Source organism: Neorhizobium sp. PAMB6716 (assembly GCF_058242805.1).
On sequence record NZ_CM177835.1, the window covers coordinates 2,584,999 to 2,610,922 of the forward strand.

The following is a 25,924-nucleotide window of genomic DNA, read 5'->3' on the forward strand; positions in this document are numbered from 1 at the left end:
TCCGTCCTCAGGCCGGCTTGTAACGGAAGAAATCGACGCGCGTATCGCCAAACACACGCTGTTCCAGCGGCTGGAAGACCGGGGCGACGGAGGGCGACGCATCGGCGCGCTCCTCCAGCACCACGAGCGCACCGGGCAAGAGCCAGCCGCCTTCATGGGCAGAAACGAGCGCTGCTTCCCCAAGGCCGCGCCCATAGGGCGGATCGGCAAAGAGGAAATGGCAGGGCTCCATCGTGCCGACGGTGCCAAGCTTGGTGGCATCGCGGCGCAGGATGCGCGCCCGGCCGTGAAGGCCAAGGCTCTCGATGTTTTCCCAGAGGAGACCCCTGCCCTCGACGCCGTTTTCGACAAACAGCGCGCTTCGACAGCCGCGCGACAGGGCTTCGAGCCCCACCGCGCCGGTGCCGGCAAACAGGTCGATTACCCGCGTGCCTTCAATTGCCTCGGGATAAACATGCCCGATGATGTTGAACAGGCTTTCACGCGTCCGGTCGATGGTCGGCCGGATCGCGTCTGTCTTGGGCGCGGCAAGATTGCGGCCACGAAATTCACCGCCAACGATGCGCAAGGTTTAGCCCCTCGGTGTTCTGGAGCGCGTGCCGCCGCCCTTCGGGCCGGAGCCCGGACCGCGACCGCCGGATGGCTTTCCACCGGAAGGCTTGCCGCCAAACGGTTTTGCGCCGCCGGGTTTTCCGCCGAAAGACTTGCCGCCGCCGGGCTTGCCGCCAAACGGCTTTGCACCGCCGGGCTTGCCGCCGAAGGGCTTGGCACCCGCCGGCTTATCCCCGAAACTGCCACGTCCACCTTCAGACCGTTCACCGGCCGGACGACCCGAATAGGGGCGCGCACCGGCAGGCTTTGCACCAAAGCCGCCGCGTCCACCCTCGGAACGTCCGCCCTCGGAGCGACCACCTTCAGAACGAGCTGGCCGGTCGCCACGGTCACCCGCGGGCTTGCCGGAATAAGGACGGCTGCCGGCCGGCTTTGCGCCGAAACCGCCCCGTCCGCCCTCAGAACGACCGCCTTCAGAACGGCCACCTTCAGAGCGGGGGCCGGACGGGCGAAACGCCCGTTCGGCATTTTCACGCGGCGAACGGCCGGGGCCGGCACCTGCGCCATACGGCTTGGAACGGCCACCCTCTTCGCGCGGCTTGCGATCACCAAACGAACGATCGCCACGGGGGCGATCACCGGACGGGCGGTCGCCTGACGGACGATCTCCTGCAGGACGCGGGCCACGCGGACGATCGGAAAAACTGCGGTCGCCACCTTCACTGCGGGCGGGACGGTCGCCACGGGGACGGTCACCACGAGCAGGACGATCACCGCGATCACCCCTGTCCCCACGATCACCGCGACCTTCGCCACGGCCGCCGGCCCGATCTCCACGGCCGCCAGCAGGCGGTTCATCGGCGCGGATCCAGTCGCTGTCGCCCTCGACGCGGGTCACCTGCACGCGCAGGCTCGGATCATCCGTGCCCTTGGCAAACAGGCGCTCGGCCTCGGCGCGGGCAGACGATTTGCCCTTCACATCGGCGGTCGGACGCGCACCGGGCGCCATCCAGACATTTGCCGTGCGCGACGTGCCCATCGGCGGACGCTTCTTCGGCTTGTCCTCGTCGAAGGCGGGCGCCCTGTCGAACTTGCCGCCGAACTTTGCGCCACCCTTGTCGAATTTGCCAGCCGGTTTGCCTGATGGCTTTGAAAATGCCGGGCGTTTGCCCTCACCGGCACCCTCGGTCGAGCGCTCGCGGCGTTCAACGGCAAAGCCGCGTTCCTCGCGGTCGCCCTGCTTGCCGAAGGTTTTGCCAAACGGCTTCTCGCCCGGCTTGGCAGTGGTGGCATCCTCTTCGACGGGGCCGTTATTGGTATAGATCGGCGCGTCGAAATTGGCCTTGGATTCTTCGATGAGGCGCGGCCCGAGCTGGTCGCGCAGCATGCGGCCGCGCACTTCCACCACATGGCCTTCCGGCAGGTCGCCGAGCTGGAAGGGACCGTAGGACAGGCGGATCAGGCGGTTCACGTCGAGGCCGAGCGCGCCGAGCACGTTCTTGATTTCGCGGTTCTTGCCTTCGCGAAGACCCATGGTGATCCACACATTGTGGCCTTGCGTGCGGTCCAGCGTGGCGTCGATTGCGCCATAAAGCACGCCGTCGACGGCAATGCCGTCCTTCAGCGTGTCGAGCTTTTCCTGGCTGATATCGCCATAGGCGCGCACGCGGTAACGGCGCAGCCAGCCGGTGGTCGGCAGTTCCAGAACGCGCGACAGGCCGCCGTCATTGGTCAGCAGCAGCAGGCCTTCGGTGTTGATATCGAGACGGCCGATCGACAGAACGCGCGGCAGGTCTTCCGGCAGGTTGTCGAACACGGTGGGCCGGCCTTCCGGATCGGAATTGGTCGTCACCAGGCCAGACGGCTTGTGGTAAAGCCACAGGCGCGTGCGCTCGATGCCGCGGATCGGCTGGCCATCCACCTCGATGCGGTCGGCAAGCGTGGCGTTGAGAACCGGCGTCTCCAGCTGCTTGCCGTTGACGCTGACGCGGCCTTCCATGATCATCCGCTCGACATCACGGCGCGACGCAATGCCGGCGCGGGCGAGGATTTTCGAGATGCGCTCGGGCTTTGCGGGGGCAGATCCTGCCCCTTCCGTTGCCGCAGGCGCTGCCTTGCGGGCCACGCGTGGCGCACCCTCCAACGCAGACTTGGCCGGCGCAGACTTGGCCTGCGCATTCTCGGCCGAGGCCTTCTTGGGGGCAGAAGTGGATTTCCGGTCGCGATCGAAGGACTTGGTCCCCTCGCGCTTCGGCTTGTCTTTGAAGCTCATTTGTTGTTTGCCTGAAGCGTGTGTCGGACAATGCTGTCCATGACATCAGTGTTTGACTGAAATTAATGTCTGTCGCGTTGCGAAAGACGGCTGACGCAACGCAGGTTGGACCGTTCCTAACAGTTCGCGTTGCCCTGGTTAAGAGGAAATCGCCGCATGAGCGGGACAAATCGCTTCATGGACGCAGCATTGATCGAGGCACAGCGGGCGGCAGAGCGAAACGAAGTGCCGATTGGCGCCGTTCTGGTGCTCGATGGCGACATCATTGCCCGTGCCGGAAACCGCACGCGCGAGATGCATGACGTGACCGCGCATGCCGAAATTCTTGCCATCCGCATGGCCTGCGAAGCCCTTGGCGAGGAGCGACTTGCCGGCGCCGATCTTTATGTGACGCTCGAGCCCTGCACCATGTGTGCGGCCGCCATCTCTTTCGCGCGCATCCGAAGGCTTTATTACGGTGCAAACGACGCCAAGGGCGGCGCGGTGGAAAGCGGCGTGCGCTTTTTCAACCAGCCCACCTGCCACCACCAGCCGGACGTCTATTCCGGCATTGGCGAAACGGCCGCAGCGGAAATTCTGGTGGAATTTTTCAAGGGTAAGCGCGGGGATTGAGGTGGAGTGGTTTGCCGGGGCGGGATTTGGTGAGGGCAAGAATGGCATTGAGAAAACACGGAGCAAGCCGCCCCCTCACCCCGCCTTCCGCTTTGCTCGGCGGACCTCTCCCCGAGGGGAGAGGGGAACCGCAAGCGCTGCGGCTATTGCCATGAAAAAGTAGAGAAGGAAATGAACCGGCGTCCACACATCCCTTCTCCCCTCGGGGAGAAGGTGCCGGCAGGCGGATGAGGGGGCCACAACTGCAACGGACAGCAGCTTATCCTCGACAAGAAGAACGAAGTGGCCTCATCCGCAACAGCAGCGTCTCAATCAGAAACCAAGACCGACCGGTCCGCCCCAAAAAACACCTTACTGGAACGGCTTCCACCAGGACGATGTCTTTGTGCCGGCTTCCTGGGCGGCCTTCTTGCGTTCGCGTTCCTTTTTAAGCTCCGGTTCACCCAGATCGTTCAGCTGATCCGTATCGGCAATGCGGTATTCGGTCGGCGGGTCGGTCAAGGTGCGGCGGGTGCCGGTGATGCCGGGGTTTTCGGCGTTCTGGCGGGCCTTGCGGAAGGCTTCCCACTTCTGCGGTTCGGTCAGCGTACCGGCCGTGCCGTTGCCGGCGAGAAGCGGCGAACGATAGTTGGGGTTATCCTTGTTGGCGTCTGCCTCGTCGCGCAGGCGCGCACGGGTTTCTTCCGGCGATTCCACCCAGTTGGGATTGTTTTCGCGGCTGGCAAGCGATGCCTGCGGGGCAGGAAGGCCCGTGGCGTTCTTGTTCACCACCAGCTGCGGACGCGGATTGTACCGGGTGTTCTTGTTTGCGGGTTCAGAACCCAGCGACACGGCCTGACCCAGGTCATCAACCAGCTGCTCGCCGGACGTCTTGCTCGTCCCGTAGGTCGGGCCTGTCGTGCAGCCTGAAACAGCAAGAGCGGCCGCCACAACGGCAAGAAGCCCCGCGCGCGCGCGAATTGCACCTGCCCGTGCGCCAATGACATTGGTCATGTTCATCAAAACCCTTCCAGCCGCGCCCGTCCGAGACGCTTGCGAGATCCATCATCTCCCGTTGGCCGCAAATTCCGGCCAATTTCAGGCAGATTTACCGGATGACGCGCCAAAGCGCAATCATCCGGTATCAAGGCTTCAGTTTAGCGCGGCAAGTTCACGCAGAGCTTCCGCATCGCGCGCGGACACATCCGGATAAGCGGGATCGGACCCGACATCCTTGGTGATCTTCCACGAGCGGGCGCATTTGACGCCTTCGGCAAGTCTTGGCTCGACGGCAACCTTCGTGCCGTCTTCCAGGCGAAACGCATCCGCCGGCCCCTCGCCTGCCACCACTGAAATATCCGAGGTGATGCAGATTTCAGCGAGATCCAGACCATCCAGCGCCGAAAGGAGATCGGCATCCGCAACATGGACGACTGGCGCTGCCTCCAGCGAGGAGCCGATACGCTTGTCCTTGCGTTCCAGCTCCAGCGCGCCGGTGACGGCACGGCGCACTGCGCGCACGCGTTTCCACTTGTCGGCCAGCGCCTCGTTCAGCCACTCGGCCGGAATGCTCGGAAACTGTTCCAGATGCACAGAGATGGCGGAAGGATCGCGGCTCAGCCACGCCTCTTCCGTCGTAAACGGCATCATCGGGGCAAACCACAGCACAAGGCAATCGAACAGCTTGCGGATGACATGCAGGGCGGCCCGGCGGCGCAGCGACGACGGCGCATCGCAATAAAGCGCATCCTTGCGGATATCGAAGTAGAAGGCCGACAGTTCCACATTGGCGAAATCGGTCAGCGCCCGGGTGATGCGCTTGAAATCGAAATCATCGTAAGCGCGGCGCACAAGCTGGTCGAGTTCGGCCAGCCGGTGCAGCATCAGCTTTTCCAGCTCCGGCAGATCCGCATAGGCGATCTCCTCGCCCTTGTCGTGGGCGAGCGTGCCGAGCATCCAGCGGATAGTGTTGCGGATTTTTCTGTAGGCATCGATATTGGTCTGGATGATCGTCTTGCCGACGCGCAGGTCTTCGGCATAGTCCGACGACATGACCCAGAGACGCAGGATATCGGCGCCGGCATCATTCATGATGGCCTGCGGGGCCGTCACGTTGCCCTTCGACTTCGACATCTTCTCGCCCTTCTCATCCATGATGAACCCATGGGTGACGACGGCGTTGTAAGGTGCCCGGCCGCGCGTGGCGCAGCTTTCCAGAAGCGAGGAATGGAACCAGCCGCGATGCTGGTCGGACCCTTCCAGATAGACATCGGCCGGCCATTTCAGGTCCGGGCGGTCTTCCAGCGTAAAGGTGTGGGTGGAGCCTGAATCGAACCAGACATCGAGAATGTCGGTCACCATCTGCCACTGTTCGCTATCATGCGCATTGCCGAGGAAACGCTCCTTGGCGCCTTCCGCAAACCAGGCGTCTGCCCCTTCCTTCTCGAAGGCTTCGAGAATGCGGGCATTGACGTCCTCATCCTGCAGCACGTTTCCGGCCTTGTCGGCAAACACGCAGATCGGCACGCCCCAGGCGCGCTGACGCGACAGCACCCAGTCCGGACGCCCCTCGATCATGGCGCGCAGACGGTTCTGGCCGGCGGCGGGCACGAAACGGGTATCATCGATGGCCGACAGCGCGCGCGACCGCAGCGTCGTGCCATCGGACAGCTCCTTGTCCATGTAGACGAACCATTGCGGCGTGTTGCGGAAGATGACCGGCTTCTTGGAGCGCCAGGAATGCGGATATTCGTGCTTGATGCGGCCGCGGGCAAACAGGTTGTTGGCAGCGATCAGCGCCTCCATCACCCGCTTGTTGGCATCACCCTTCTTGCCGTTGTCATCCAGCACGCGCGCGGCCCCGCCTTCGGCGGACGGGCCAAAGCCATAGGCTTCATCGGTGTAGAAACCGGCATCATCGACCGGGAACGGGATTTTTGTGTCAATGCCACGGGCTTCCAGCGCGCGGACATTGCTCATCCACGCCTCAAAGTCTTCGCGACCGTGGCTGGGGGCCGTGTGGACAAAACCGGTGCCGGCATCATCGGTGACGTGATCGCCATCGAGGAGCGGAACGGCGAAGGTGTAGCCCATGTCGGCGAGCGGGTGGGCGCAGGTGATGGCTGCGAGTTCCGCACCGGTGACGTCGCGGATCAACTTGAACGTGACCTTGGCCTTGGTTGCAGAGTCCTCCGCAAGACGCTTGGCAAAGATCAGCTTTTCACCCGGCTGCGGGCCAAAGTCGTTGACGGCTTCGGTGACTTCGTAAAGCCCGTATTCGATGCGCGACGAATAGGAGATCGCGCGGTTGCCGGGGATGGTCCAAGGGGTGGTCGTCCAGATGACGACGGCGGCTCCAGCCAACTCGTCCTGAACAGTTGCCTGCTGACCGGGCCCGCCGCGTTCGGAAGGCTCCACCAGACGATGAGGGATTGGAAACTTCACCCAGATCGTGTCGCTCTCGACCTCGTGATATTCCACTTCGGCTTCGGCCAGCGCCGTGCGCTCCACCACCGACCACATGATCGGCTTGGAACCACGATACAGCTGGCCGGACATGGCAAGTTTCAGCAGTTCGCCGGCGATGCGGGCCTCAGAGTGAAAATTCATCGTCGTATAGGGGCGCTCGAAATCGCCCTCGATGCCGAGGCGGCGAAACTCTTCCGACTGGATGTCGATCCAGCCTTGCGCGAACTCGCGGCATTCGCGGCGGAATTCGTTGACCGGGACCTCGTTCTTGTCCTTGCCCTTTTCGCGGTATTTTTCCTCGATCTTCCATTCGATCGGCAGGCCGTGGCAATCCCAGCCGGGCACGTAATTGGCATCAAACCCGCGCATCTGGAACGAGCGGGTGATGACGTCCTTCAACACCTTGTTCAGCGCGTGGCCGATGTGGATATTGCCGTTGGCGTATGGAGGGCCATCATGCAGCACGAATTTTTCGCGGCCGGCAGCGGAAGCGCGGAGCTTCTTGTAAAGCTCCATGTCCTTCCACTTTTTTGCCATTTCCGGCTCCTTGGCGGGCAAGCCAGCGCGCATGGGAAACTCGGTCTCAGGCAGATAGAGGGTTTTGGAATAGTCAAGTTTTTCAGCGGTATCGGTCATGGATCAACCATCGGAAAGGCGACCGGTCGCGGTCGCAGAATAAACAATGTGGATTGGCGACGGACGCGCAAGGAAAAACCCCAGCGCCAAAAACCCGGACCCTCCCTTCAGCTTTTCAAGCTGCCGGGAAAGCCGGGCCAATAATTCGAATGACACGGGCCGCCGAAAGATACGTCATGGTGGCGCATTCTTTAGGGGTTTTCGCGCCCGAAAGGAAGAGGGGATTGGAATTGCGCGGGATCGCTGTATTCTTGGGGTCGCAAGGTTTGCGGAGTTCATAGCCATGGCAAAACGTACCTTCTCGGTAAAGGCACTTTGGGACGCCGAGGCAAAGGTCTATTACTGCGAGAGCGACATCGACGGCCTGCATATCGAAACCGCCACGCTTGAGGCTTTTGAAGAGGTGATGTTCGATGCGGCGGTCGAGTTGATCATCGCAAATCACATGTCGCCCGAAGAGTTGGCAACGACGCCGCTCAAGGATCTCATTCCAGCCATTCTGTTTGAAAGACCGCTTGAGCCCATGGCCGCCTGATGGTCTCAGGATATTACAGCCTCGTGTGCGAGATCATCGCCCAACTGGGCTATGAATATCTGACCAATGCCAAAGGCTCGCACGAGAAATGGCGCTCCAGCAAGACCGGCAGGATCATCCTCGTGCCGCGCAACCTGATGAGCCGCCACACGGCAAACGCCATTCTGAAAGACGCGGGCTCAACCCGAAAACTTTAAAAACCCTCAGAACGCGATCTTCCCATCCACGTCACTCAGCGGCGTAACACCTGAGAGCAGCGCGCGCGCCTCTTCCTCGTCCCGCTTCATCTGGACGACGAGCGCATTGAGCCCGTCGAACTTCAGTTCCGGGCGCAGGTAACCGAAGAAGGATACCGAACAGATTTCGCCGTAAAGGCTGCCGGAAAAGTCGAAGACAAAAGTTTCCAGAAGCGGTGCGCCGTTTTCCGTCACGGTCGGGCGCCGGCCATAACTTGCGACGCCATTGTAGAGCGTGCCGTCCGGCCTGCGGAAGCGCACGGCATAGATGCCGGCTTTCAGCTCCACCTCGGGCGCAAGCGCCATGTTGGCGGTGGGGTAACCCAGCGTGCGGCCAAGCTGTTCACCGCCGACGATTTCCGATTGCACCGTATAGCGATACCCGAGCAGCCCGGCCGCCTCGCTGACCTCCCCTTGCGCAATCAACTCGCGAATGCGGCTGGAGGAAATCACCTCGGTGTTTTCATCGCGAAAGGCATCGACCAGCGTCACGTCGAAGCCGAAGCGGCGCCCGGCATCCATCAGATAGGCCGGGCCGCCCTCGCGGCCACGGCCGAAATGGAAATCGAAACCGGTGACGACGGCGCTCGCCTGCAACCAGCCGCCCAGAATGTTTTCGACAAAGTCCTCGGCGGAGCGCTGCGAAAACTCCCGGTCGAACGGGTATTCGATGACCGAATGAAAGCCCATGGCTTCCAGAAGCTGTGCCTTCAGCGGGCCGGGCGTCAGGCGAAACACCGGCTGCTCCGGCTTGAAGACCGTGCGCGGATGCGGCTCGAAGGTGAGCACCAGCGCCGGCACGCCGCGCTCCTTGGCAAGCGCCAGTGCCCGCTCCAGCACGCTGCGATGGCCGCGATGCACGCCATCGAAATTGCCGATGGCAACGACGCCGCCCTTCAGATCCGCCGGCAGCGCTTCCTTCTGTTCATTGCGGTGAAATACGGTCATCTCGTCCATCCGTCAGGCCAGCCGCGGCATCCACCATTTGGGTGTGGCTCCCTCGCGCTCCAAATAGGCGTTGAGGATCGCCTCGTCGGTCTCGCCGTTTATGGTATATTCCGCCGCGTGAATGCCGCCGGAGATGTAGAGGAGGTCGAGCCCGTAACTCAAGGCGCCCTTCACGTCGGTCGGCATGCCATCGCCGACCGCAATGATCTTCGCCAGGTCGATTTCGCCCTTCACATCGCGGGCGCTGGCAAGCGCTGCCTCATAGATCGGCCGGTGCGGTTTGCCGCCGAAACGATTATGGCCGCCAAGCTGCGCGTAATAGGCGGCAACGGCGCCGGCGCAGGGGATGATGCGATGGCCGCGCTCAACGACGAGATCCGGATTGGCGCAGATCATCGGCACGTCGCGGGCGATAAAGCGCGACAGCATGTCGTGGTAATCTTCCGGCACCTCGCGCTCGTCATCGAAAAAGCCAGTGCAGACAATACAATCGGCGTCCGCCTCGTCGGTGACCATGACATCAAGCCCCTCAAACAGCGGCATGTCGCGCTCCGGGCCGAGCAGAAAGACCTTCTTCGGGCCTTCGGCGATCAGCGCGCGGGTGACGTCGCCTGAGGTGACGATCCGGTCATAGGCCTCATCCGGCACGCCGAGTACGCGCAGCTGGTCGATGACGCCGGGGGCCGGACGCGGCGAATTGGTGATGAGGACAACGGCAAGGCCTGCCTTGCGCGCCGCCGTCAGCGCTTCGCAGGCGGCAGGAAACGCCGTGATGCCATCGTGCAGAACACCCCAGACATCCGAAAGCACGAGATCGTAGCCAGCGGTGATCGCGCTGAGGTTCTTGATGCGGTCTGCCATGATCATCCTGATGCGTTGCAAGAAACTGGCGCTGACATGGCAAAGCTCCGGCCCGATGGCAAGGAGTTTTAGGCCGGCAGCACCAATCAGCCCTTACCTTGCGCAAGGGGTGGCGGCACGGCCCGGCGCCTTAAAAGCCGGAAAGGCGCCAGACGAGGCCGGCTGCGGCGCAAAGGCCGAGCACCTTGACCATGCCGAGCCGGATCCTGAGCAGCAGGAAGGCCGAGAGGGAAAAAAGCGCGAGCGCTGCTGCATCGAGCGAGGCCGGCTGCGGCCACCAGATGCCGGGCGCGCCAGCACCTTGCCAGCTGGAGAGGAAGGCGATGCGATCGACGTTCGCAAACAGCACGTGCAGGCCGAACCAGATGGCAAGGTTGAGGATGACGCCGACCACGGCAGCGGTGATGGCGGAGAGCGCCGCGGATATGGCCACATTGCCGCGCAGGCGCTCGATGTAGGGTGCGCCGGCAAAGATCCAGATGAAGCTCGGCACGAACGTAGCCCAGGCCGTTAACAGCGCACCAATGATGCCGGCGACCACGGGATCGAGCCCCGGCACGGTGCGAAAGCCGACGAGATACCCGACATAGGAGAGAACCAGCACCAGCGGCCCCGGCGTCGTCTCGGCCAGCGCCAGACCATCCAGCATCTCTCCCGGCCGCAGCCAGCCGTAATTTTCGACCGCCACCTGCGCCACATAGGCCAGAACCGCATAGGCGCCACCGAAGGTCACCAGCGCCATCTTCGAGAAGAAGGTAAACATCACCGCCAGGCTTTCGGCGCCGGCGATGAAGGAGAGGACAAGAAGCGGCAACTGCCAGACGCCGACCCAGAACAGCAGCAGGGCAAACGAGCGCGCAAGTGGCGGGCGGGCGAGAACCGGCGCGGTGTCACGCGGTTCGGAGACCGTCAGCGCATCGGGTGCGCTGGCACGCCGTGCGCGAAAATATCCGGCAAGGGCTGCAAGGAAAATAACCAGCGGAAACGGCAGGGCCAGCACGAAAAGCGCAAGAAATGCCAGCGCCGCCAGCACACGCAGAAAAGCGGTCTTCAGCGTTTTCCTGGCAAGCCGGATCACCGCTTCCACCACGACCGAGAGGACGGCGGCCTTCAGCCCAAAAAACAGGCCGGCAAGCCAGCCGGCATCCTGATAAAGCCCGTAGGCCGTGGAGAGCCCGATGATGACGAACAGGCCGGGCAGCACGAAGAGCAGGCCGGCAATAATGCCGCCGCGCACGCCATGCAGAAGCCAGCCGGCATAGGTGGCCAGCTGCTGCGCCTCCGGCCCCGGTAAAAGCATGCAATAATTCAGCGCGTGCAGAAAACGGTCTTCCGACAGCCAGCGGCGCTCGTCAACGACTGCCCGGTGCATCATGGCGATCTGGCCGGCCGGCCCGCCAAAACCCAGACAGCCGATGCGCGCGAAAACCAGCGTCAGTTCCTTCAGGGAAGGTTTGGGTGCCGTAACGTCGGCGGAGATGGCTGCCGCGCCTGCTGGATCGGGCGTCGCGACGCTCACGACACCACTCCGCCGCAATGGATGGGCAAAGCGTGTGACGGCGCTGAGAAAGGCGCAGATTTTTTAGAGGCCCGTTCTTGACTCATCACAGCACCGGTCTTATCTCGGGGTCGTTAGCACTCCCAATAGGTGAGTGCTAGCAACAGGGACACGGGCCTCCTCAAAGCCCGTAAAGGTCATTTGATCGAGGGATTAGACAATGGCAAGCACCAATTTCCGCCCGCTTCACGACCGCGTCGTCGTTCGTCGCGTTGAATCCGAAGCCAAGACCAAGGGTGGCATCATCATTCCCGATACCGCCAAGGAAAAGCCGCAGGAAGGCGAAATCGTCGCCGTCGGCTCCGGCGCTCGCGATGACAGCGGCAAGATCGTTGCACTCGACGTCAAGGTTGGCGATCGCGTTCTGTTCGGCAAGTGGTCGGGCACGGAAGTAAAGCTCGACGGCGAAGACCTTCTGATCATGAAGGAAGCCGACATCATGGGCATCATCGGCTGATTTTTCAGTCCGATCTTTCCATCCGAATTATCAAATCAACCAAAGGGCGTGATGCCCGGGAGTTTTGAACATGGCAGCTAAAGAAATCAAGTTCGGCCGCACTGCGCGCGAAAAGATGCTGCGCGGCGTCGACATCCTCGCAGACGCAGTGAAGGTAACGCTCGGCCCGAAGGGTCGTAACGTCATCATCGACAAGTCCTTCGGCGCACCGCGCATCACCAAGGACGGCGTATCGGTCGCCAAGGAAATCGAACTGGAAGACAAGTTCGAAAACATGGGCGCCCAGATGGTGCGCGAAGTGGCTTCCAAAACCAACGACATCGCTGGTGACGGCACCACGACGGCAACGGTTCTGGCCCAGGCGATCGTTCGCGAAGGCAACAAGGCTGTTGCTGCCGGCATGAACCCGATGGACCTGAAGCGCGGCATCGATCTGGCTGTTGCTGAAGTCGTGAAGGATCTCCAGGCCAAGGCCAAGAAGATCTCCACGTCTGAAGAAGTTGCCCAGGTTGGCACGATTTCGGCAAACGGCGACGCACAGGTTGGCCGTGACATTGCTGAAGCCATGCAGAAGGTCGGCAACGAAGGTGTTATCACCGTCGAAGAAGCCAAGACCGCCGAAACCGAACTCGAAGTCGTCGAAGGCATGCAGTTCGACCGCGGTTACCTCTCGCCTTACTTCGTCACCAACCCTGAAAAGATGGTTGCTGACCTGGAAGACGCTTACGTTCTCCTGCATGAGAAGAAGCTTTCGAACCTCCAGGCCATGCTGCCTGTTCTCGAAGCTGTCGTTCAGACCGGCAAGCCGCTCGTCATCATCGCTGAAGACGTTGAAGGCGAAGCTCTTGCAACGCTGGTCGTCAACAAGCTGCGTGGCGGCCTGAAGATTGCGGCTGTCAAGGCTCCTGGCTTCGGCGATCGCCGCAAGGCCATGCTGGAAGACATCGCGATCCTCACCGGTGGTACCGTGATCTCGGAAGACCTCGGCATCAAGCTCGAGTCTGTCACGCTTGACATGCTCGGCCGTGCGAAGAAGGTGTCCATCACCAAGGAAAACACCACCATCGTTGATGGCGCCGGTGCAAAGACCGACATCGAAGGCCGCGTTGCCCAGATCAAGGCGCAGATCGAAGAAACTTCTTCGGACTACGACCGCGAAAAGCTGCAGGAACGTCTTGCAAAGCTTGCTGGCGGCGTTGCCGTGATCCGCGTTGGCGGCTCGACGGAAATCGAAGTCAAGGAACGCAAGGACCGCATCGACGACGCGCTGAACGCAACGCGCGCTGCCGTTCAGGAAGGCATCGTCCCCGGCGGCGGTACCGCTCTCCTGCGTTCTTCCACGAAGATTACCGTCAAGGGTGCAAACGACGACCAGGAAGCCGGCATCAACATCGTTCGCCGCGCCCTGCAGTCGCTGGTTCGCCAGATTGCTGAAAACGCAGGCGACGAAGCCTCGATCGTTGTGGGCAAGATCCTCGAAGGCAACAGCGACAACTTCGGCTACAACGCCCAGACGTCTGAATATGGCGACATGATCGCCATGGGCATCGTCGACCCGGTCAAGGTTGTCCGTACGGCCCTGCAGAACGCAGCTTCGGTTGCTTCGCTGCTGATCACTACGGAAGCCATGATTGCCGAACTTCCCAAGAAGGAATCGGCTGGCGGCATGCCGGGCGGCATGGGCGGAATGGGCGGCATGGACATGATGTAAGACCCTTTGGGTCTTGCATCTGAGCCATCCGGTTCAGTTACGGAAAGGGCGTCGGGAAACCGGCGCCCTTTTTGCGTTTGTGCCGTCACCTGCGCCTTGCCAGATGATCCGCAATGCGGGAGGCAACGACGACTTCGGTACCGGCAAGTCCCGTCGAGCAAAACAGGGTTATGTCATCCGGTTCGCGTGCCGGGCCAACGGCGTCTTTAGCCTGTAATCCAGCAACAATGTCTGCCAGATCCTCGACGCGTTCGAGATGCGGCGTACCGGCAAGAAAGAACGGCCGCGCATAGGCCAGCAGTTGCGCAGGCGAATCCGTGACGATCCGGCGGGCAGCGGCAGCGATTTCAACGCTCAACTCATGCGCATCGACGGTTTTCGGGCCGACGGTATTGATGTGCACGCCGGGCATTAGCCACTCTAGCTTCAGCACCGGTTCGGGGCTGGCAGTCGCACAGAGCACGATATCGGCGCCCTCCACCGCAGCCCTTGCCATCTCGACGGCATGCACCGGTATCCCGATGCGCTCCTGCATCTCGATGGCGAAGCGCTGGCGGTTTTCGGCTGATCGACTGAACACCCGCACGCCCCGGACGCGACGCACCGCCACGGCCGCTTCCAGCTGCGTGCGCGCCTGCCGCCCCTTGCCGATGACGGCAACCACGCTCGCATCCGCGCGCGACAGGTGCCGAATGGCCGCTCCACCGATCGCGCCCGTTCGGATAGCGCCCAGCAAGGAGCCGATGACTATGGCCTTCAGGCGGCCCGTCTCCACGTTCCAGACCGCCACCAGCTGATCGTCCTGCTCGCTCGAAAAACTCGTATAGGCGCGAAATCCGGCGACGGGTTTTTGGCCACTGACACCGCCGCCAATCGTGAAGACAAGATCCCCGGCACCGCCAATCTGAACGGCATGGCGGGGCGGTGAGACAAAGGCACCCCTCGCCCGCTGCAGCAAGGCGTCCTCGACAGCTTCGATGGCCAGCGGCATCAGGGCCGGCAGTTCGAGGTGATCGTTGGTAAAAACACGCGTCATCGTCAGCTCCTGTTTGACATTGACAGGACGATGGAACCTCAACCGCTCTTGAGGTCAAGTGGGAAGCTCAGACGTCTCCGTGCTTTAACGGCCATGCCATCGTTCACCAATATCGAACAATTCGTCTTCGGTTGTTCATCTTTCGCGGCGCGACAATCTGGCGCATATATCCTGCCAGAACGTCATTGGCCATTTGGCCCTGCCCCCGGAGATCCTCCCATGTCCACCACCAACAATGCGATCCTGCTTCTCGCGCGTATCCTCCTCTCCTTCATCTTCATCCTGTCCGGCTTCGGCAAGCTGGCTGATCCGGCAGGCACGGCCGGCATGATTGCCGGTGCCGGCCTGCCCGCCGCAACTGCGCTCTCCTATCTCGCCGGCCTGTTTGAACTGGTGACCGGCCTTGCCGTTCTCGCCGGCTTCCAGGTGAAGATCGTCGGCTGGGCGCTGGCGCTGTTCTGCATCTTCACCGGCGCCGTCTTCCATTCGGGCACGGTTGCCGTTCCCGGCTGGCCGGATGCCGCTCTCGGCTGGATCAACACGCTGAACGGCATCATGATGATGAAGAACTTTACGCTGGCTGGCGCCTATATCCTGCTCGCCACCGTTGGCGCTGGCGCCTACTCGGTTGACGCTCGCCGCGGCACCGCACCGGCACTCGCTGCCCGCTAATCCCTGCCCCCAAGGCAAAAAAGAGCCCGCTGGAGCGATCCGGCGGGTTTTTTCGTTTTGGGAATACAGGCAATTCGGTGAGGGCGGAGCGAGTGGCCCCCTCATCCGGCTGCCGCCACCTTCTCCCCGCTGGGGAGAAGGGATTTTTTCGCCAGCGCTTCGGTTCTTTCTCCCTTCTCCCCTCGGGGAGAAGGTGCCGACAGGCGGATGAGGGGGCGGCTGGCACAAATGCCAACCAACGCCGTCCGCACAGCGCTTACAAAACCCCGCGCACCGCCTCCACAATCCTTGCGACAGTCGCATTGCCCTCATGCTCCGGCTTTTTCGCCCGCACCAAACAGGCCTCGGAGCGCAAAATCACGCCGTCCGACAGCACCTTCAGGTGATTGGCGACAAGTGTGGAGCCGGTCGAGGTGATATCGACGATGATATCGGCCTGTCCCGCCGCCGGTGCGCCTTCCGTGGCGCCTAAGCTTTCCACGATGCGATAAAGCTGGATGCCGTGCTGGGCGGAAAAATGCTGCTGGGTGAGGCGCCAGTATTTGGTGGCAATGGCAAGGCGACGGCCGTGGCGGGCGCGAAAATCGGCCGCGACGTCTCCGAGATCCGCCATGTTTTCCACGTCGAGCCAGATGTCCGGCACCGCCACCACCACATCCGCATGGCCAAAACCCAGACGGGCGGAAATTTCCATACGCCGGTCGGCGTCCGCCAGTTCCTCGCGGATCAGGTCCTCGCCGGTCACGCCGAAATCCACCGTGCCATTGCCGATCTCGCGGGAGATTTCCGAGGCCGAGAGGAAGGCGATTTCGACGTCTTCCATGCCCTCGATGCGGCCGCGATAGGAGCGCTCATTGCCGATGGCCGAAATCACCATGCCGGCGCGGGCGAAGATGGCGGAGGCATCGTCCTTCATGCGGCCCTTGGAGGGAAGCCCGATGGTAATGGTCATCGTGCGCCCCCCTTGGCCTTTTCGATGCGATCCAGCCAGAGGGCAAAGCCCACGGCCGGGATATGGTCTTTTGCGCCGAGCAGCGTCAGCATGCGGTCATACCGCCCGCCACCGGCCAGCACGTCATGATCGCCGCGCGCGGTGATCTCGAACACGAGGCCGGTGTAATAATCGAGCGGACGCCCGAAGGCGGCGCGCCAGGTGATATCGGCAAGCGAGGCACCGGCATTGGCAAAGGCGGCCACGCGCGCATCAAACCCTGCAATCGCCTGTTCCAGCGGCAGGCCGGCGGAACGGGCGAAATCGGCAAGCACGCCCGGCGCATAACGCAGCGACACGTTGATCGACAGAAATTCCTTCAGCGCATCGAGCTTGGCCGTGTCGAGCGAGGCACCGGCCAGCAGCCGCTTTTCCTTCAGCCGCTGCACGATTTCCGAAGGCGACCGGCTGGCATTGGTGAGATAGCCGGTGCGCTCCATTTCCGCTTCCACATGGGCGACAAGCGCTGCCTCATCGCCGGCTTCCAACAGCGCTTCCACCGCAGGCGAAAGACCCGTGACGGGCTGCGGGCGGGCGAGCCGTGCAATCATCGCTTCCAAGAGATCCGTCTGGCCAAAGGCGCGCACGAGGCGTTTTTGCCAGCCGGCGGGCAGACCAAGGGCTGCGACAACGGCCTCGAACACCGCCTGATCGCCGATGGTGACGGCAAGGCCGCGTCCCGGCAGGATTTTTGTGAGGCACGACAGCGCATCCACCACCACGCGGGCATCCGCACTTGCGGCATTGCGGTCCCCCAGATCCTCGATGCCGGCCTGATAGAACTCGCTTTCGCCCTCGCGGCGCTGGCGAAACACCTGGCCGAGATAGGCATAACGTTTTGGCGTGCCGGTTGCCGTTTCGATGTGGCGAAGGCAGACGGGAATGGTGAATTCCGGGCGAAGGCAAAGGCTTGCCCCGCGCTCGTTTTCGGTGAGGAAAATGCGCCGGCGCAGGTCTTCGCCGGCCATGTCGAGAAACGGCGCGGCGGGCTGGATGACGGGCGTATCCACCCGCGTTGTGTTGCGCGCGGCAAACTCTTCGAGCATCACGGCGGCGAAATCTGGCATGTCGGTCAGCGGCATGGGGTGGCTCCTGTTGGAGGATTGCCCCTCATCCGGCTGCGTCCTGCGGACCCTTCTCCCCGTGCAGACAGGAAGACGGGAGTTGACGCGCCCTCTCGATGATGTCCAGGCGCCGCGCAAGCTCGCCCCCCTCTGTCCTGCCGGACATCTCCCCCACGCGGGGGGAGATCAGCTGGAGCCGACAGCCTTGGGTTCGAAATTCTTGTGCAGACAACGCCGGCCGAAATCGCCAGATGGTGGATAGCGCAGATCCCTCTGGCTGATCTCCCCCCGTGTGGGGGAGATGCCCGGCAGGGCAGAGGGGGGTAACGACGCGGCACAACGCCAACCGGTTGACGTGCCGCCGCAAAGCGCGACCCGGGCAGCGCACGAAAACCGGCTCCCTCCCCCGTCTGGAGAGGGTTGGGGAGGGGAAACGCAGACATCAGCCCGCCTTCGCCCGCAGACGGTCTTGCGCCTGCTGGCCCAGAATTTCCTTCACCGTCTCGACCAGATCCGCCTCCGGCACCATGACCTGCGCGACGCGAGCCTCGCGCCATTCGGTGTTGTCGGTAATCTCGCCGGAGAGGCGCTTGCCCTCGATGAGGTCCTTGATCTGCACGACACCCTCAGCCCGCTCGTCACCGCCCTGGATGATGGCAATCGGCGAACCGCGACGGTCGGCATATTTCAGCTGGTTGCCGAATTTCTTCCAGTTGCCCTGGTACATTTCAGCGCGGATGCCGGCATTGCGCAGGTCCTGCGCAAATTTCTGGTAGCGGCCCATGGCCGCCACATCGCCATCCATGACGGTGACGAGAACCGGCGCCAGAACCTCGTCCTGCCCCAGCTTGCCAAGGTTCTTGAGCGCCGTCATCAGGCGCGACACGCCAATGGAAAAGCCGGTGGCCGGCACCGGCTGGCCCATGAAGCGCGACACCAGACCATCATACCGCCCGCCACCGCCGACCGACCCGAAGACGACTTTTTCACCTTTTTCGTTGGTGACATCGAAGGTGAGTTCGGCTTCGTAGACGGGGCCGGTGTAGTATTCGAGGCCGCGGACGACGGAGGGATCGATAATGATACGCTTCGTGCCGTAGCCAGCCGCACTGAAAAGTTCGGCCATAGTCCGGAGTTCTGCCGCGGCCGCACGACCCGTGTCGTTGTCGGCGCCTCGTTTTCCGACCATTTCCACGAGGTCTAGGTTGTCAAGCCAAACGGCTTCCGGATCACCCGATTGCCGATCATCAAGAACGACATTATCTGGTAGGCCACCTAACTTAGCGCTGGTGAACCGAGCACCCGTTGAGAAGAACACAATTTTCTCCTCAACGATATTGATCTGCTCTTCGGTAAGACCTGCACCCTTGGTGAAATCTCCGCTTTCATCCTTACGGCCTTCACCCAACAAAAGCTTCACGCCCTCGGGGCCAAACTTGTCGAGCTTGTCAATCGCCCGCAGCACATTCAGCCGCCGCGCCGCGTTCTCCTCGCCGCCGAGGCCAATCGCTTCCATCACGCCATCCAGAACCTTGCGGTTGTTGACGCGGATGACGTAATCGCCGCGCTTGATGCCGAGCGCTTCCAGCGTATCGGCCATCATCATGCACATTTCGGCATCGGCAGAAACGCCGGGTGCGCCAACGGTATCGGCATCGAACTGCATGAACTGGCGGAAACGGCCGGGGCCTGGCTTTTCGTTGCGAAACACATAGCCGGCACGGTAGGTGCGGTAGGGCAGCTGGATCTCGTTGAAATTTTCCGCGACGTGGCGGGCGAGCGGCGCGGTGAGATCGTAGCGCAGGCTCATCCACTGGTCGTCGTCGTCGGTCAGCGAAAACACGCCTTCGTTCGGGCGGTCACTGTCGGGAAGGAATTTGCCGAGCGCATCGGTATATTCAAACAGCGGCGTCTCGATCGGGTCAAAGCCGTAACGCTCGTAAACCTCGCGGATTTTGGCCACCATCTCGTTGGTAGCATGGATGTCGGTGGCGGTACGATCCCCGAAACCGCGCGGCAGGCGGGCCTTCAGTTTCTGCGGTTTTTGCTTTTTGTCGCTCATGATCGTCATCCTTGCCCCCGGCACAGGAAAAAAGGCCGGAAATGTGTGCGGTTTCTTAGAGGATGCAGGCCAAGGCGGCAAGCCTTGAAGCTTGCACAAAGGCTGGCCGCAGGAGCAGCCGGCCTGCTAGGATGGGTGGCCGTCGGAGATTGCGCGATGAACCCGCATAACACCCGATATGCCGGATGAAACCTATGCGCTCCTCAGCAAGGAGGCCGAAAAGGCCGGCTCGACGGTCGAGGAATTCATACGCGACACGGTCAGGAGCCATATCGGGCGCGAACTGCGTGAGCAGGAGGTTTCCCATGGTCGGCAAGAGTTCTCACAGTCTGTTCAAGAATTGCCTTCGGCGCGGCGAAAATGGTGATTTCGAGAACCGGAGCGGAGCGTACATTTGGTACGTGAGTACCGGAAGCGCAGAAATCGCCATTTGCAGCCCGCCGGAGGTAATTGTGGGACAGACTTTTAGGTGCCTGACGCGGGTTGCGGTCCCCATCCATGACGGCGCAAGCTCGCCCCCCTCTGCCCTGCCGGGCATCTCCCCCACAGGTGGGGAGATCGGCTGCGGCGACCTCTCGTACTTCGTCGGCGCGCAGGTGCTTCGAGCGAGGGCGCACAGCTGTTTGCCTTGCGGGAACAGAGCAATGGGTTAAATGGGTTCTGCGTGCTGGTCATTCCCATTCAAGAAGATCGCAATACCCCATGATCCTCGAAGCCTTCCATTATGCCGCAAGCTGGCCGCTGACGCCAAAGCCGTTTCGCGACCACATTGCCTCCTCCATCAGCCTTTTGGCCCGCGCCAACCGGTGCCGCAGTGCCTGGGCAGAACATGAGGACAACAGCAAGGCGCATGTGCTTGCCGCCGTGAAAAACCTGAAGCAGCGCCGCACCGCCGTCGTGCTCGGCTCCGGCCTGTTGCGCGATGTGCCGATCCTGGAACTTTCTCGTGCGTTCGATACGGTGGTGCTGGTCGATCTCGTGCATCTGGCAAGCGTTCGGGCTTTTCTCATCGCAAAACGACTTTCCAATGTGCGGCTGATCTGGCGCGATCTCTCCGGTTATGACGAGGCCGTTGCGGGACAGGTGCCGGAACCGCTCGGCTTCCTGCGGCAGGTGCCGTATCTCGATCTCGTCGTCTCCGCCAACATCCTCTCGCAGATAAGCGTCGGCGCCCGCTGGCGGCTGAAAGCCGAGGGACGGAGTTCTGAGGCTGACATCGTGCTACCCGCCCTCATCCGCGCCCATCTCGACGGGCTGGCACTGGTTTCGGCAAAAACCTGCCTGATCACCGATGTCTCCTATTGCACGCAGGACAGAACGGGAAAGATTCTGGAAGACCACGATCTTCTGGCCGGCGTGCCCGTGCCCGCCCGTGACCGCAGCTGGGACTGGCCGGTGGTGCCGTTCGAGGAGGCGGGCGGCGCGTACCGGGCGGTGCATCGGGTGGTGGCGGGGTGATGGACAGAAGGCGAACCGCAGCGCGTGCCGCCCCCTCATCCGCCTGCCGGCACCTTGTAACTTCCCAATAGCCGCATTTGGGTGTGTACTGCCCGATGCGGTGGCGGATGGGAGACCGACAAACCTTTGGGACACCAAGCCCGTGGGAGAGCAAGGGTCTCCGTCCGCCGTTCCATCGAACCCGAACAGTCGCCAGGACCGCTTGCGCAGGCAAAGTCCGTTTAGGCAAGGATGGGAAAAGATGGATATCGTTGTTGGGATCGATGTTTCGAAGGATCGTCTGGATATCGCCGTGGCGCCATCCGGTGTGACGTTTGCGGTGGAAAATACGCATGCGGGCGTCGAAGATCTGGTCTCGCGACTGCAATCGATCAAAGCCGATGCCGTTGCCATGGAAGCAACCGGCGGGTTTGAGATGCTGGCGGTGGCGGCGCTGTCTTCGGCGGGCTTTGCCGTCCTCGTGGTCAATCCGGCGCAGGTGCGTTCTTATGCCAATGCGATCGGCCGTCGCGCCAAGACAGATCCGATCGATGCGGCAGTGATTGCCGCTTTCGTGATTGCGACCCAGCCAGAGCTGAGACCGCTCAAAGACTTGGAAACCCAGGCTTTGTCGGCACTTGTGGCCCGCAGGCGGCAGATCGTCCAGATGATCGTGGCCGAGGAAAACCGGGCGCGCATGGTTCTGGCGAAAGAGGCCCAGAAGAGCATTACGCGGTTGCTGAAAGCCCTCAAGCGCGAGCTGGAAAGTCTCGACGCCGATCTCGATGAACATATCCGCAGGTCGCCGCTGTGGCGGGTGCGCGAGCAGCTGCTGACATCGGTGCCGGGGGTGGGGGCCGCCACCGCTCGCACGCTGCTCGCCGAGATGCCGGAACTGGGCAGTCTCGATCGACGTCAGATCGCATCGCTGGCGGGTCTGGCACCCTTTACCCGACAATCGGGCACGTGGAAAGGCAAGAGCTTCATTGGCGGCGGCAGGGGCAAAGTGCGGGCCGTGCTGTTCATGGCAGCCCTCGTCGCCAGCCGGCACAACCCCGTGCTCAAAGCCTTTCGTGACCGTCTCGTCGCAGCCGGCAAACCCAAGATCGTCGCCATCGTCGCAACAATGCGCAAACTCCTCACCATGCTCAACGCCATCATCCGGGACCAAAAACCATGGCAAAACGCTTGACTGCAAAGACAGTCGCTCTCCCCGGGGGGAGAAGAGAGTGTGCGGCCGCCTGCCTGCCGTGACCACAGACAGTTTCGCCTGCGTCCCCTGCCCGTGGCTTGCCGCCACGCCAACGGTTCGCTTCTCCCCTCGGGGAGAAGGTGGCGCGGAGCGACGGATGAGGGGGCGGCTTGCGCCGGCGCCCACGCTCATCAACTGGCGCTCCAGGGATTGGCGGCCTGACAAGGGTCATCAAATGCATTGCCCAGCCGCCATAAATCCCCTAGTTTCATGCCATGCGCCACCTCGCCCAGCTTTTGATGGTTCTGTCGATTGTCCTGCAAGGGATGATGCCTGCCATGGCAATGCAGGCCCCGATGCCGCATCATCAGAGCGCGCAGTCCCATCATCACGGCCATGGCGCGGATAAGATTGAGGTAGCAGGCGATGCGGCGGCGGACCATTGCCCCACCTGCAAACCCATGCATGCCATGACCTGCTGTTCTGCCTCACTCTGCGGCACCTGCCTGTCGCCCATGCCGGTGGTGACTCAAGGGCAGACAAAAATCCTGCCGCTGCGTTATCCCCTTGCCCGCGTGGCACAGATGCTGGCCGGCGCGCCCGATCCGCTGGTTCCGCCGCCCCGCGCCTGAGCGTTTGCGATGAATGGGCCGATCCGGCCTCTCTTCCATCCATATGTTTCAGACAAAGGGAAATCCCCATGAAGACCAGACTGCTTTCGGCTGCCTTCACCGCAGCGCTCATTTCTGCCGCCCCGCTTCTCAGCCCTGCCGCGAGGGCGCAGGATATGCCCGCCCATGCCGGGCATGGCGAGGTGAAAGGCACCATGAAGGGCCAGATGCCAAAGACGGCGGACACGCCCTCCTCCCGCGCCTTCATGGCCGCCAACCAGAAAATGCATGGCGACATGGCCGTGAAATACACCGGCGATGCCGATGTGGATTTCGTCCGCTCCATGATCCCGCACCATCAGGGCGCCATCGACATGGCGCGCGTGGAACTGGAACACGGCAAGGACCCAAAGATCCGCGCGCTGGCGCAAGCTGTGATCCAAGCGCAGGAGGCTGAAATCGCCGATATGAAGGCCTGGCTGAAAAGCCGCGGCCAGTAAGGAAAGGCAGGCCGAGCCCGGAGCAATGGCGCCTGCCAGCGCCATTGCCTTGCCGCAGCCGGGCGTTGGGGTAGAATGACCAAAAAATCCGGGAGGTTGCCCATGACGATCCGCCCATTGACCGTGATCGGTTTCGATGCCGACGACACGCTGTGGCAGAACGAGCAGTTCTATCGCCTGACGGAAGGCCATTTTCGCGACCTGCTGACGGAATTTGCCGAGGGCGAGCATGTGTCCGAGCGGCTGCTGGAGGCGGAAAAGCGCAACCTTGCCCATTACGGTTTCGGCATCAAGGGTTTTACCCTCTCGATGATCGAGACCGCGCTGGAGGTCACCGGCGGCAAGGTGTCCAGTCAGGCAATCGGCAAGATCCTGGCCATCGGGCGCGATCTTCTGAGCCATCCGGTGGAATGCCTGCCGCAGGCGCGCGCGGCGCTGGAGGCCCTGCGCGGCCGTTATTTTCTCGTGCTGATCACAAAGGGCGACCTGTTTGACCAGGAGCGCAAGCTTGCCCAATCCGGCCTTGGCGATTTTTTCGATGCGGTGGAGATCGTCTCCGACAAGACCGCGACCACCTATCGCCGCATCTTTTCCAGATATGGCGAAGGCCCCGAACGGGCGATGATGGTGGGCAATTCGCTGAAATCCGATGTGGTGCCCGCCATTGCCGCCGGCAGCTGGGGCGTGTTCGTGCCGCATGAACTGACCTGGGTTCTGGAACACGTGGAGCGGCCGATGGAAGCACCGCGTTTTCGCGAAATCGAGACGCTGGGCGAGTTGCCCGACCTTGTTGCTGAGATCTGTAGCTGACCGGTTCAGGGCCGCGCGAATGCGCCCCGCAGCGCTTCTACCTCGCTCTGGCGGTAGCAGCCGTCGAGATGGTCGTTGACCAGCCCCATCGCCTGCATGAAGGCATAAACCGTGGTTGGACCGACGAACGTCCAGCCGCGTTTCTTCAGATCCTTGGATAGCCGGATCGAAACGGCGGTCGTCGGATTGGCGCGCAGCGTATCGAGATCCATCACGGCCGGGCGCTCGGAAGGCGCCGGCTCATAGGACCAGAAGAATTTGGCAAGCGAGCCGAATTCATCGCGCAAGTCCACGGCGCGCCGGGCATTGTTGATGGTGGAAACGATCTTTCCCCGGTGGCGGATGATGCCGGCATCGGCCACGCAGCGCTCGATATCCGCCTCGCCGAACTGCGCCACCTTTTCGAAATCAAAGCCGGCAAAGGCTGCGCGGAAATTGTCGCGTTTGCGCAGGATGGTGAGCCAGGACAGGCCGGACTGAAAGCCTTCGAGGCAGATCTTTTCAAACAGCCTGATATCGTCGGTCATCGGCAGGCCCCACTCTTCGTCGTGGTAGCGCTCGTAATCGGCAAGGCCCTGATGCCAGCTGCAACGGCAGCGCCCATCCGCCCCTTCGATGATCCCCGGCTTCTGCATCTGTCCTGCCCCTTCAACGCGCTGCCTTTCCGTTTAGCGGGGATAAACCATGTCTGCCAACCACCGATTAACCCTGATGCCAGAGTTTGCGCCAAAACCTGACAGGCAACGGGGGCGCATTTACCTTTCACTTGCACCTTTCCCGCAATTTCGGGCGATCGCAGGCTGAAGGCGATCAAGGGGTTAAGCATTTGCAAAGGATAAGGCCGATGAAGAGGATGTGGCTGATCGGTGCGCTGGGTCTTGCAGCCTTTGCCGGGCCGGCCGTGGCCGATGACCGATACGCGGAGCGCCCGCCTGTCATCGTCAGCCCGGATCTCACCGCGCCTTGGATCACCCAGCTTGGCGGCACACCACGCCGCGCCGTGGCCGCTGCCCCCGGCGTCCGCGCCGCTCAGGTCCCGCCGCCGCCGGGCTTGCGCGTCATCTACCGGCAGCCCCAGTCCCTCGCCCAGCCTTCGCCGCGCACGCAGTCCACCCAGATCCGCCCGAGGCAGCAGGTGGAGGCGCGCCAACCGGTGCAGACGGCAGTGGCCGGACGCGCCATCCCTGTCATCCGTGGCCGTATCGAGCCGCAATTTTTGCCGCAGATCGTCACCTTCGAAACGCAGCATGCCCCGGGCACGATCATTATCGATACCACCAGCCGCTTTCTCTATCTCGTGCTGCAGGACGGCAAGGCGAAACGTTATGGCGTCGGCGTTGGCAAGCCGGGCTTCGAATGGGCCGGCGCCCATACCGTGACCCGCAAGGCCGAATGGCCAAGCTGGCATCCGCCGAAGGACATGATCAGCCGCGAGGCGGCAAGGGGCCATTACCTGCCGGCCTCCATGCAGGGCGGACCGGAAAATCCGCTCGGCGCACGCGCGCTTTATCTCGGCTCGACGTTGTACCGCATCCATGGCACCAATGCCCCCTGGACCATCGGTTCCGCCGTCTCCTCCGGCTGCATCCGCATGCGCAACGAAGATGTCACCGATCTTTACGGGCGCGTTCCCGTCGGCACCAAGGTCATCGTGATCTGAGCCTGATGATGCCGCCATGCCACAGCCGCGTCATCACCCTGTCACGCATTGCCGGTTAGCTCGA

The 25,924-nt window shown here is 62.3% G+C and carries 26 protein-coding genes; 13 read left to right on the top strand and 13 right to left on the bottom strand.

Annotation, left to right across the window (positions count from 1 at the left end; translation table 11 throughout):
• Positions 1-7: 7 nt before the first annotated feature.
• Positions 8-568, bottom strand: coding sequence for a 16S rRNA (guanine(966)-N(2))-methyltransferase RsmD (rsmD, locus tag AC4CWH_RS12710; protein ID WP_491319030.1), 561 nt, complete (start codon positions 566-568; stop codon positions 8-10).
• A 3-nt stretch (positions 569-571) separates the two neighbouring features.
• Positions 572-2,824 (bottom strand): pseudouridine synthase, encoded by a 2,253-nt coding sequence (locus AC4CWH_RS12715; protein ID WP_491319031.1) that lies wholly within the window; start codon positions 2,822-2,824, stop codon positions 572-574.
• 156 nt (positions 2,825-2,980) lie between these two features.
• On the opposite strand from AC4CWH_RS12715, the gene AC4CWH_RS12720 reads away from it, so the two are divergent.
• Positions 2,981-3,436, top strand: a complete 456-nt coding sequence (locus AC4CWH_RS12720; RefSeq protein ID WP_491319032.1) for a nucleoside deaminase — start codon at positions 2,981-2,983, stop codon at positions 3,434-3,436.
• A 351-nt stretch (positions 3,437-3,787) separates the two neighbouring features.
• Here AC4CWH_RS12720 and AC4CWH_RS12725 read toward each other — a convergent pair whose 3' ends face one another.
• Together AC4CWH_RS12725 and ileS are read right to left on the bottom strand one after the other, a co-directional pair.
• A complete protein-coding gene (locus AC4CWH_RS12725) occupies positions 3,788-4,429 on the bottom strand; it encodes a hypothetical protein (protein WP_491285413.1) in 642 nt (213 codons plus the stop codon).
• 138 nt (positions 4,430-4,567) lie between these two features.
• Positions 4,568-7,519, bottom strand: coding sequence for an isoleucine--tRNA ligase (ileS, locus tag AC4CWH_RS12730; RefSeq protein WP_491319033.1), 2,952 nt, complete (start codon positions 7,517-7,519; stop codon positions 4,568-4,570).
• Between the two features lie 283 nt (positions 7,520-7,802).
• On the opposite strand from ileS, the gene AC4CWH_RS12735 reads away from it, so the two are divergent.
• Both AC4CWH_RS12735 and AC4CWH_RS12740 read left to right on the top strand, forming a co-directional pair.
• Entirely contained in the window at positions 7,803-8,054 is a 252-nt protein-coding gene (locus AC4CWH_RS12735) for a DUF1902 domain-containing protein (RefSeq protein ID WP_491319034.1), read from the top strand.
• Positions 8,055-8,077: 23 nt separating this feature from the next.
• Positions 8,078-8,251: a type II toxin-antitoxin system HicA family toxin gene (locus AC4CWH_RS12740; RefSeq protein ID WP_491282386.1), complete on the top strand. Its 174-nt coding sequence runs from the start codon at positions 8,078-8,080 to the stop codon at positions 8,249-8,251.
• Between the two features lie 6 nt (positions 8,252-8,257).
• Here the strand turns inward: AC4CWH_RS12740 and AC4CWH_RS12745 are convergent, their stop codons facing one another.
• From AC4CWH_RS12745 to chrA, 3 genes are all read right to left on the bottom strand, one after another.
• Complete coding sequence (locus AC4CWH_RS12745) at positions 8,258-9,238, bottom strand: bifunctional riboflavin kinase/FAD synthetase (protein WP_491319035.1); 981 nt, start codon at positions 9,236-9,238, stop codon at positions 8,258-8,260.
• 12 nt (positions 9,239-9,250) lie between these two features.
• Complete coding sequence (locus tag AC4CWH_RS12750; RefSeq protein WP_491319036.1) at positions 9,251-10,099, bottom strand: TIGR01459 family HAD-type hydrolase; 849 nt, start codon at positions 10,097-10,099, stop codon at positions 9,251-9,253.
• 130 nt (positions 10,100-10,229) lie between these two features.
• Positions 10,230-11,618, bottom strand: a complete 1,389-nt coding sequence (gene chrA / locus AC4CWH_RS12755; protein WP_491319037.1) for a chromate efflux transporter — start codon at positions 11,616-11,618, stop codon at positions 10,230-10,232.
• Between the two features lie 199 nt (positions 11,619-11,817).
• Here chrA and groES point away from each other — a divergent pair, with 199 nt between their 5' ends.
• Both groES and groL read left to right on the top strand, forming a co-directional pair.
• Positions 11,818-12,114 (top strand): co-chaperone GroES, encoded by a 297-nt coding sequence (gene groES, locus AC4CWH_RS12760; RefSeq protein WP_137132408.1) that lies wholly within the window; start codon positions 11,818-11,820, stop codon positions 12,112-12,114.
• Between the two features lie 70 nt (positions 12,115-12,184).
• A complete protein-coding gene (gene groL / locus AC4CWH_RS12765) occupies positions 12,185-13,825 on the top strand; it encodes a chaperonin GroEL (RefSeq protein WP_491282390.1) in 1,641 nt (546 codons plus the stop codon).
• 85 nt (positions 13,826-13,910) lie between these two features.
• Here groL and AC4CWH_RS12770 read toward each other — a convergent pair whose 3' ends face one another.
• Positions 13,911-14,861 carry an ornithine cyclodeaminase family protein gene (locus AC4CWH_RS12770; protein ID WP_491319038.1) on the bottom strand — a complete coding sequence of 317 codons (951 nt, stop codon included), beginning with the start codon at positions 14,859-14,861 and terminating at the stop codon, positions 13,911-13,913.
• A 219-nt stretch (positions 14,862-15,080) separates the two neighbouring features.
• Between AC4CWH_RS12770 and AC4CWH_RS12775 the strand changes: the two genes are divergently transcribed.
• Complete coding sequence (locus AC4CWH_RS12775; protein ID WP_491319039.1) at positions 15,081-15,533, top strand: DoxX family protein; 453 nt, start codon at positions 15,081-15,083, stop codon at positions 15,531-15,533.
• Positions 15,534-15,789: 256 nt separating this feature from the next.
• Here AC4CWH_RS12775 and hisG read toward each other — a convergent pair whose 3' ends face one another.
• From hisG to hisS, 3 genes are all read right to left on the bottom strand, one after another.
• Positions 15,790-16,485: an ATP phosphoribosyltransferase gene (gene hisG / locus AC4CWH_RS12780; RefSeq protein WP_491319040.1), complete on the bottom strand. Its 696-nt coding sequence runs from the start codon at positions 16,483-16,485 to the stop codon at positions 15,790-15,792.
• Positions 16,482-17,606, bottom strand: a complete 1,125-nt coding sequence (locus AC4CWH_RS12785; protein ID WP_491319041.1) for an ATP phosphoribosyltransferase regulatory subunit — start codon at positions 17,604-17,606, stop codon at positions 16,482-16,484. Before AC4CWH_RS12785 ends, hisG begins: the two co-directional genes overlap by 4 nt.
• Positions 17,607-18,030: 424 nt before the next feature.
• Complete coding sequence (gene hisS, locus AC4CWH_RS12790; RefSeq protein ID WP_491319042.1) at positions 18,031-19,650, bottom strand: histidine--tRNA ligase; 1,620 nt, start codon at positions 19,648-19,650, stop codon at positions 18,031-18,033.
• A gap of 178 nt (positions 19,651-19,828) precedes the next feature.
• Between hisS and AC4CWH_RS12795 the strand changes: the two genes are divergently transcribed.
• The 3 genes from AC4CWH_RS12795 to AC4CWH_RS12805 all read left to right on the top strand — a co-directional run bounded on the left by AC4CWH_RS12795 (position 19,829) and on the right by AC4CWH_RS12805 (position 22,279).
• Entirely contained in the window at positions 19,829-20,017 is a 189-nt protein-coding gene (locus AC4CWH_RS12795) for a hypothetical protein (RefSeq protein ID WP_491319043.1), read from the top strand.
• 335 nt (positions 20,018-20,352) lie between these two features.
• On the top strand, positions 20,353-21,108 hold the full coding sequence (locus AC4CWH_RS12800) for a hypothetical protein (RefSeq protein ID WP_491319044.1): 756 nt from the start codon (positions 20,353-20,355) through the stop codon (positions 21,106-21,108).
• Between the two features lie 241 nt (positions 21,109-21,349).
• The gene (locus AC4CWH_RS12805) at positions 21,350-22,279 is read left to right on the top strand and encodes an IS110 family RNA-guided transposase (protein WP_491318559.1); all 930 of its coding nucleotides are present in this window, start codon (positions 21,350-21,352) and stop codon (positions 22,277-22,279) included.
• Positions 22,280-22,470: 191 nt separating this feature from the next.
• On the opposite strand, the gene AC4CWH_RS12810 is transcribed toward AC4CWH_RS12805, so the two are convergent.
• Positions 22,471-22,722, bottom strand: a complete 252-nt coding sequence (locus AC4CWH_RS12810) for a hypothetical protein (RefSeq protein ID WP_491319045.1) — start codon at positions 22,720-22,722, stop codon at positions 22,471-22,473.
• A gap of 27 nt (positions 22,723-22,749) precedes the next feature.
• Here AC4CWH_RS12810 and AC4CWH_RS12815 point away from each other — a divergent pair, with 27 nt between their 5' ends.
• The 3 genes from AC4CWH_RS12815 (at position 22,750) to AC4CWH_RS12825 (ending at position 24,200) form a co-directional block, all read left to right on the top strand.
• The gene (locus AC4CWH_RS12815; RefSeq protein ID WP_491321480.1) at positions 22,750-22,911 is read left to right on the top strand and encodes a hypothetical protein; all 162 of its coding nucleotides are present in this window, start codon (positions 22,750-22,752) and stop codon (positions 22,909-22,911) included.
• A 62-nt stretch (positions 22,912-22,973) separates the two neighbouring features.
• The gene (gene copM, locus AC4CWH_RS12820) at positions 22,974-23,390 is read left to right on the top strand and encodes a CopM family metallochaperone (protein WP_491321427.1); all 417 of its coding nucleotides are present in this window, start codon (positions 22,974-22,976) and stop codon (positions 23,388-23,390) included.
• 102 nt (positions 23,391-23,492) lie between these two features.
• The gene (locus tag AC4CWH_RS12825; protein ID WP_491319046.1) at positions 23,493-24,200 is read left to right on the top strand and encodes an HAD family hydrolase; all 708 of its coding nucleotides are present in this window, start codon (positions 23,493-23,495) and stop codon (positions 24,198-24,200) included.
• A 5-nt stretch (positions 24,201-24,205) separates the two neighbouring features.
• Here the strand turns inward: AC4CWH_RS12825 and AC4CWH_RS12830 are convergent, their stop codons facing one another.
• Positions 24,206-24,835, bottom strand: coding sequence for a DNA-3-methyladenine glycosylase I (locus AC4CWH_RS12830; protein ID WP_491319047.1), 630 nt, complete (start codon positions 24,833-24,835; stop codon positions 24,206-24,208).
• A 209-nt stretch (positions 24,836-25,044) separates the two neighbouring features.
• Between AC4CWH_RS12830 and AC4CWH_RS12835 the strand changes: the two genes are divergently transcribed.
• Entirely contained in the window at positions 25,045-25,860 is an 816-nt protein-coding gene (locus AC4CWH_RS12835) for a L,D-transpeptidase (RefSeq protein WP_491319048.1), read from the top strand.
• Positions 25,861-25,924: the final 64 nt, after the last annotated feature.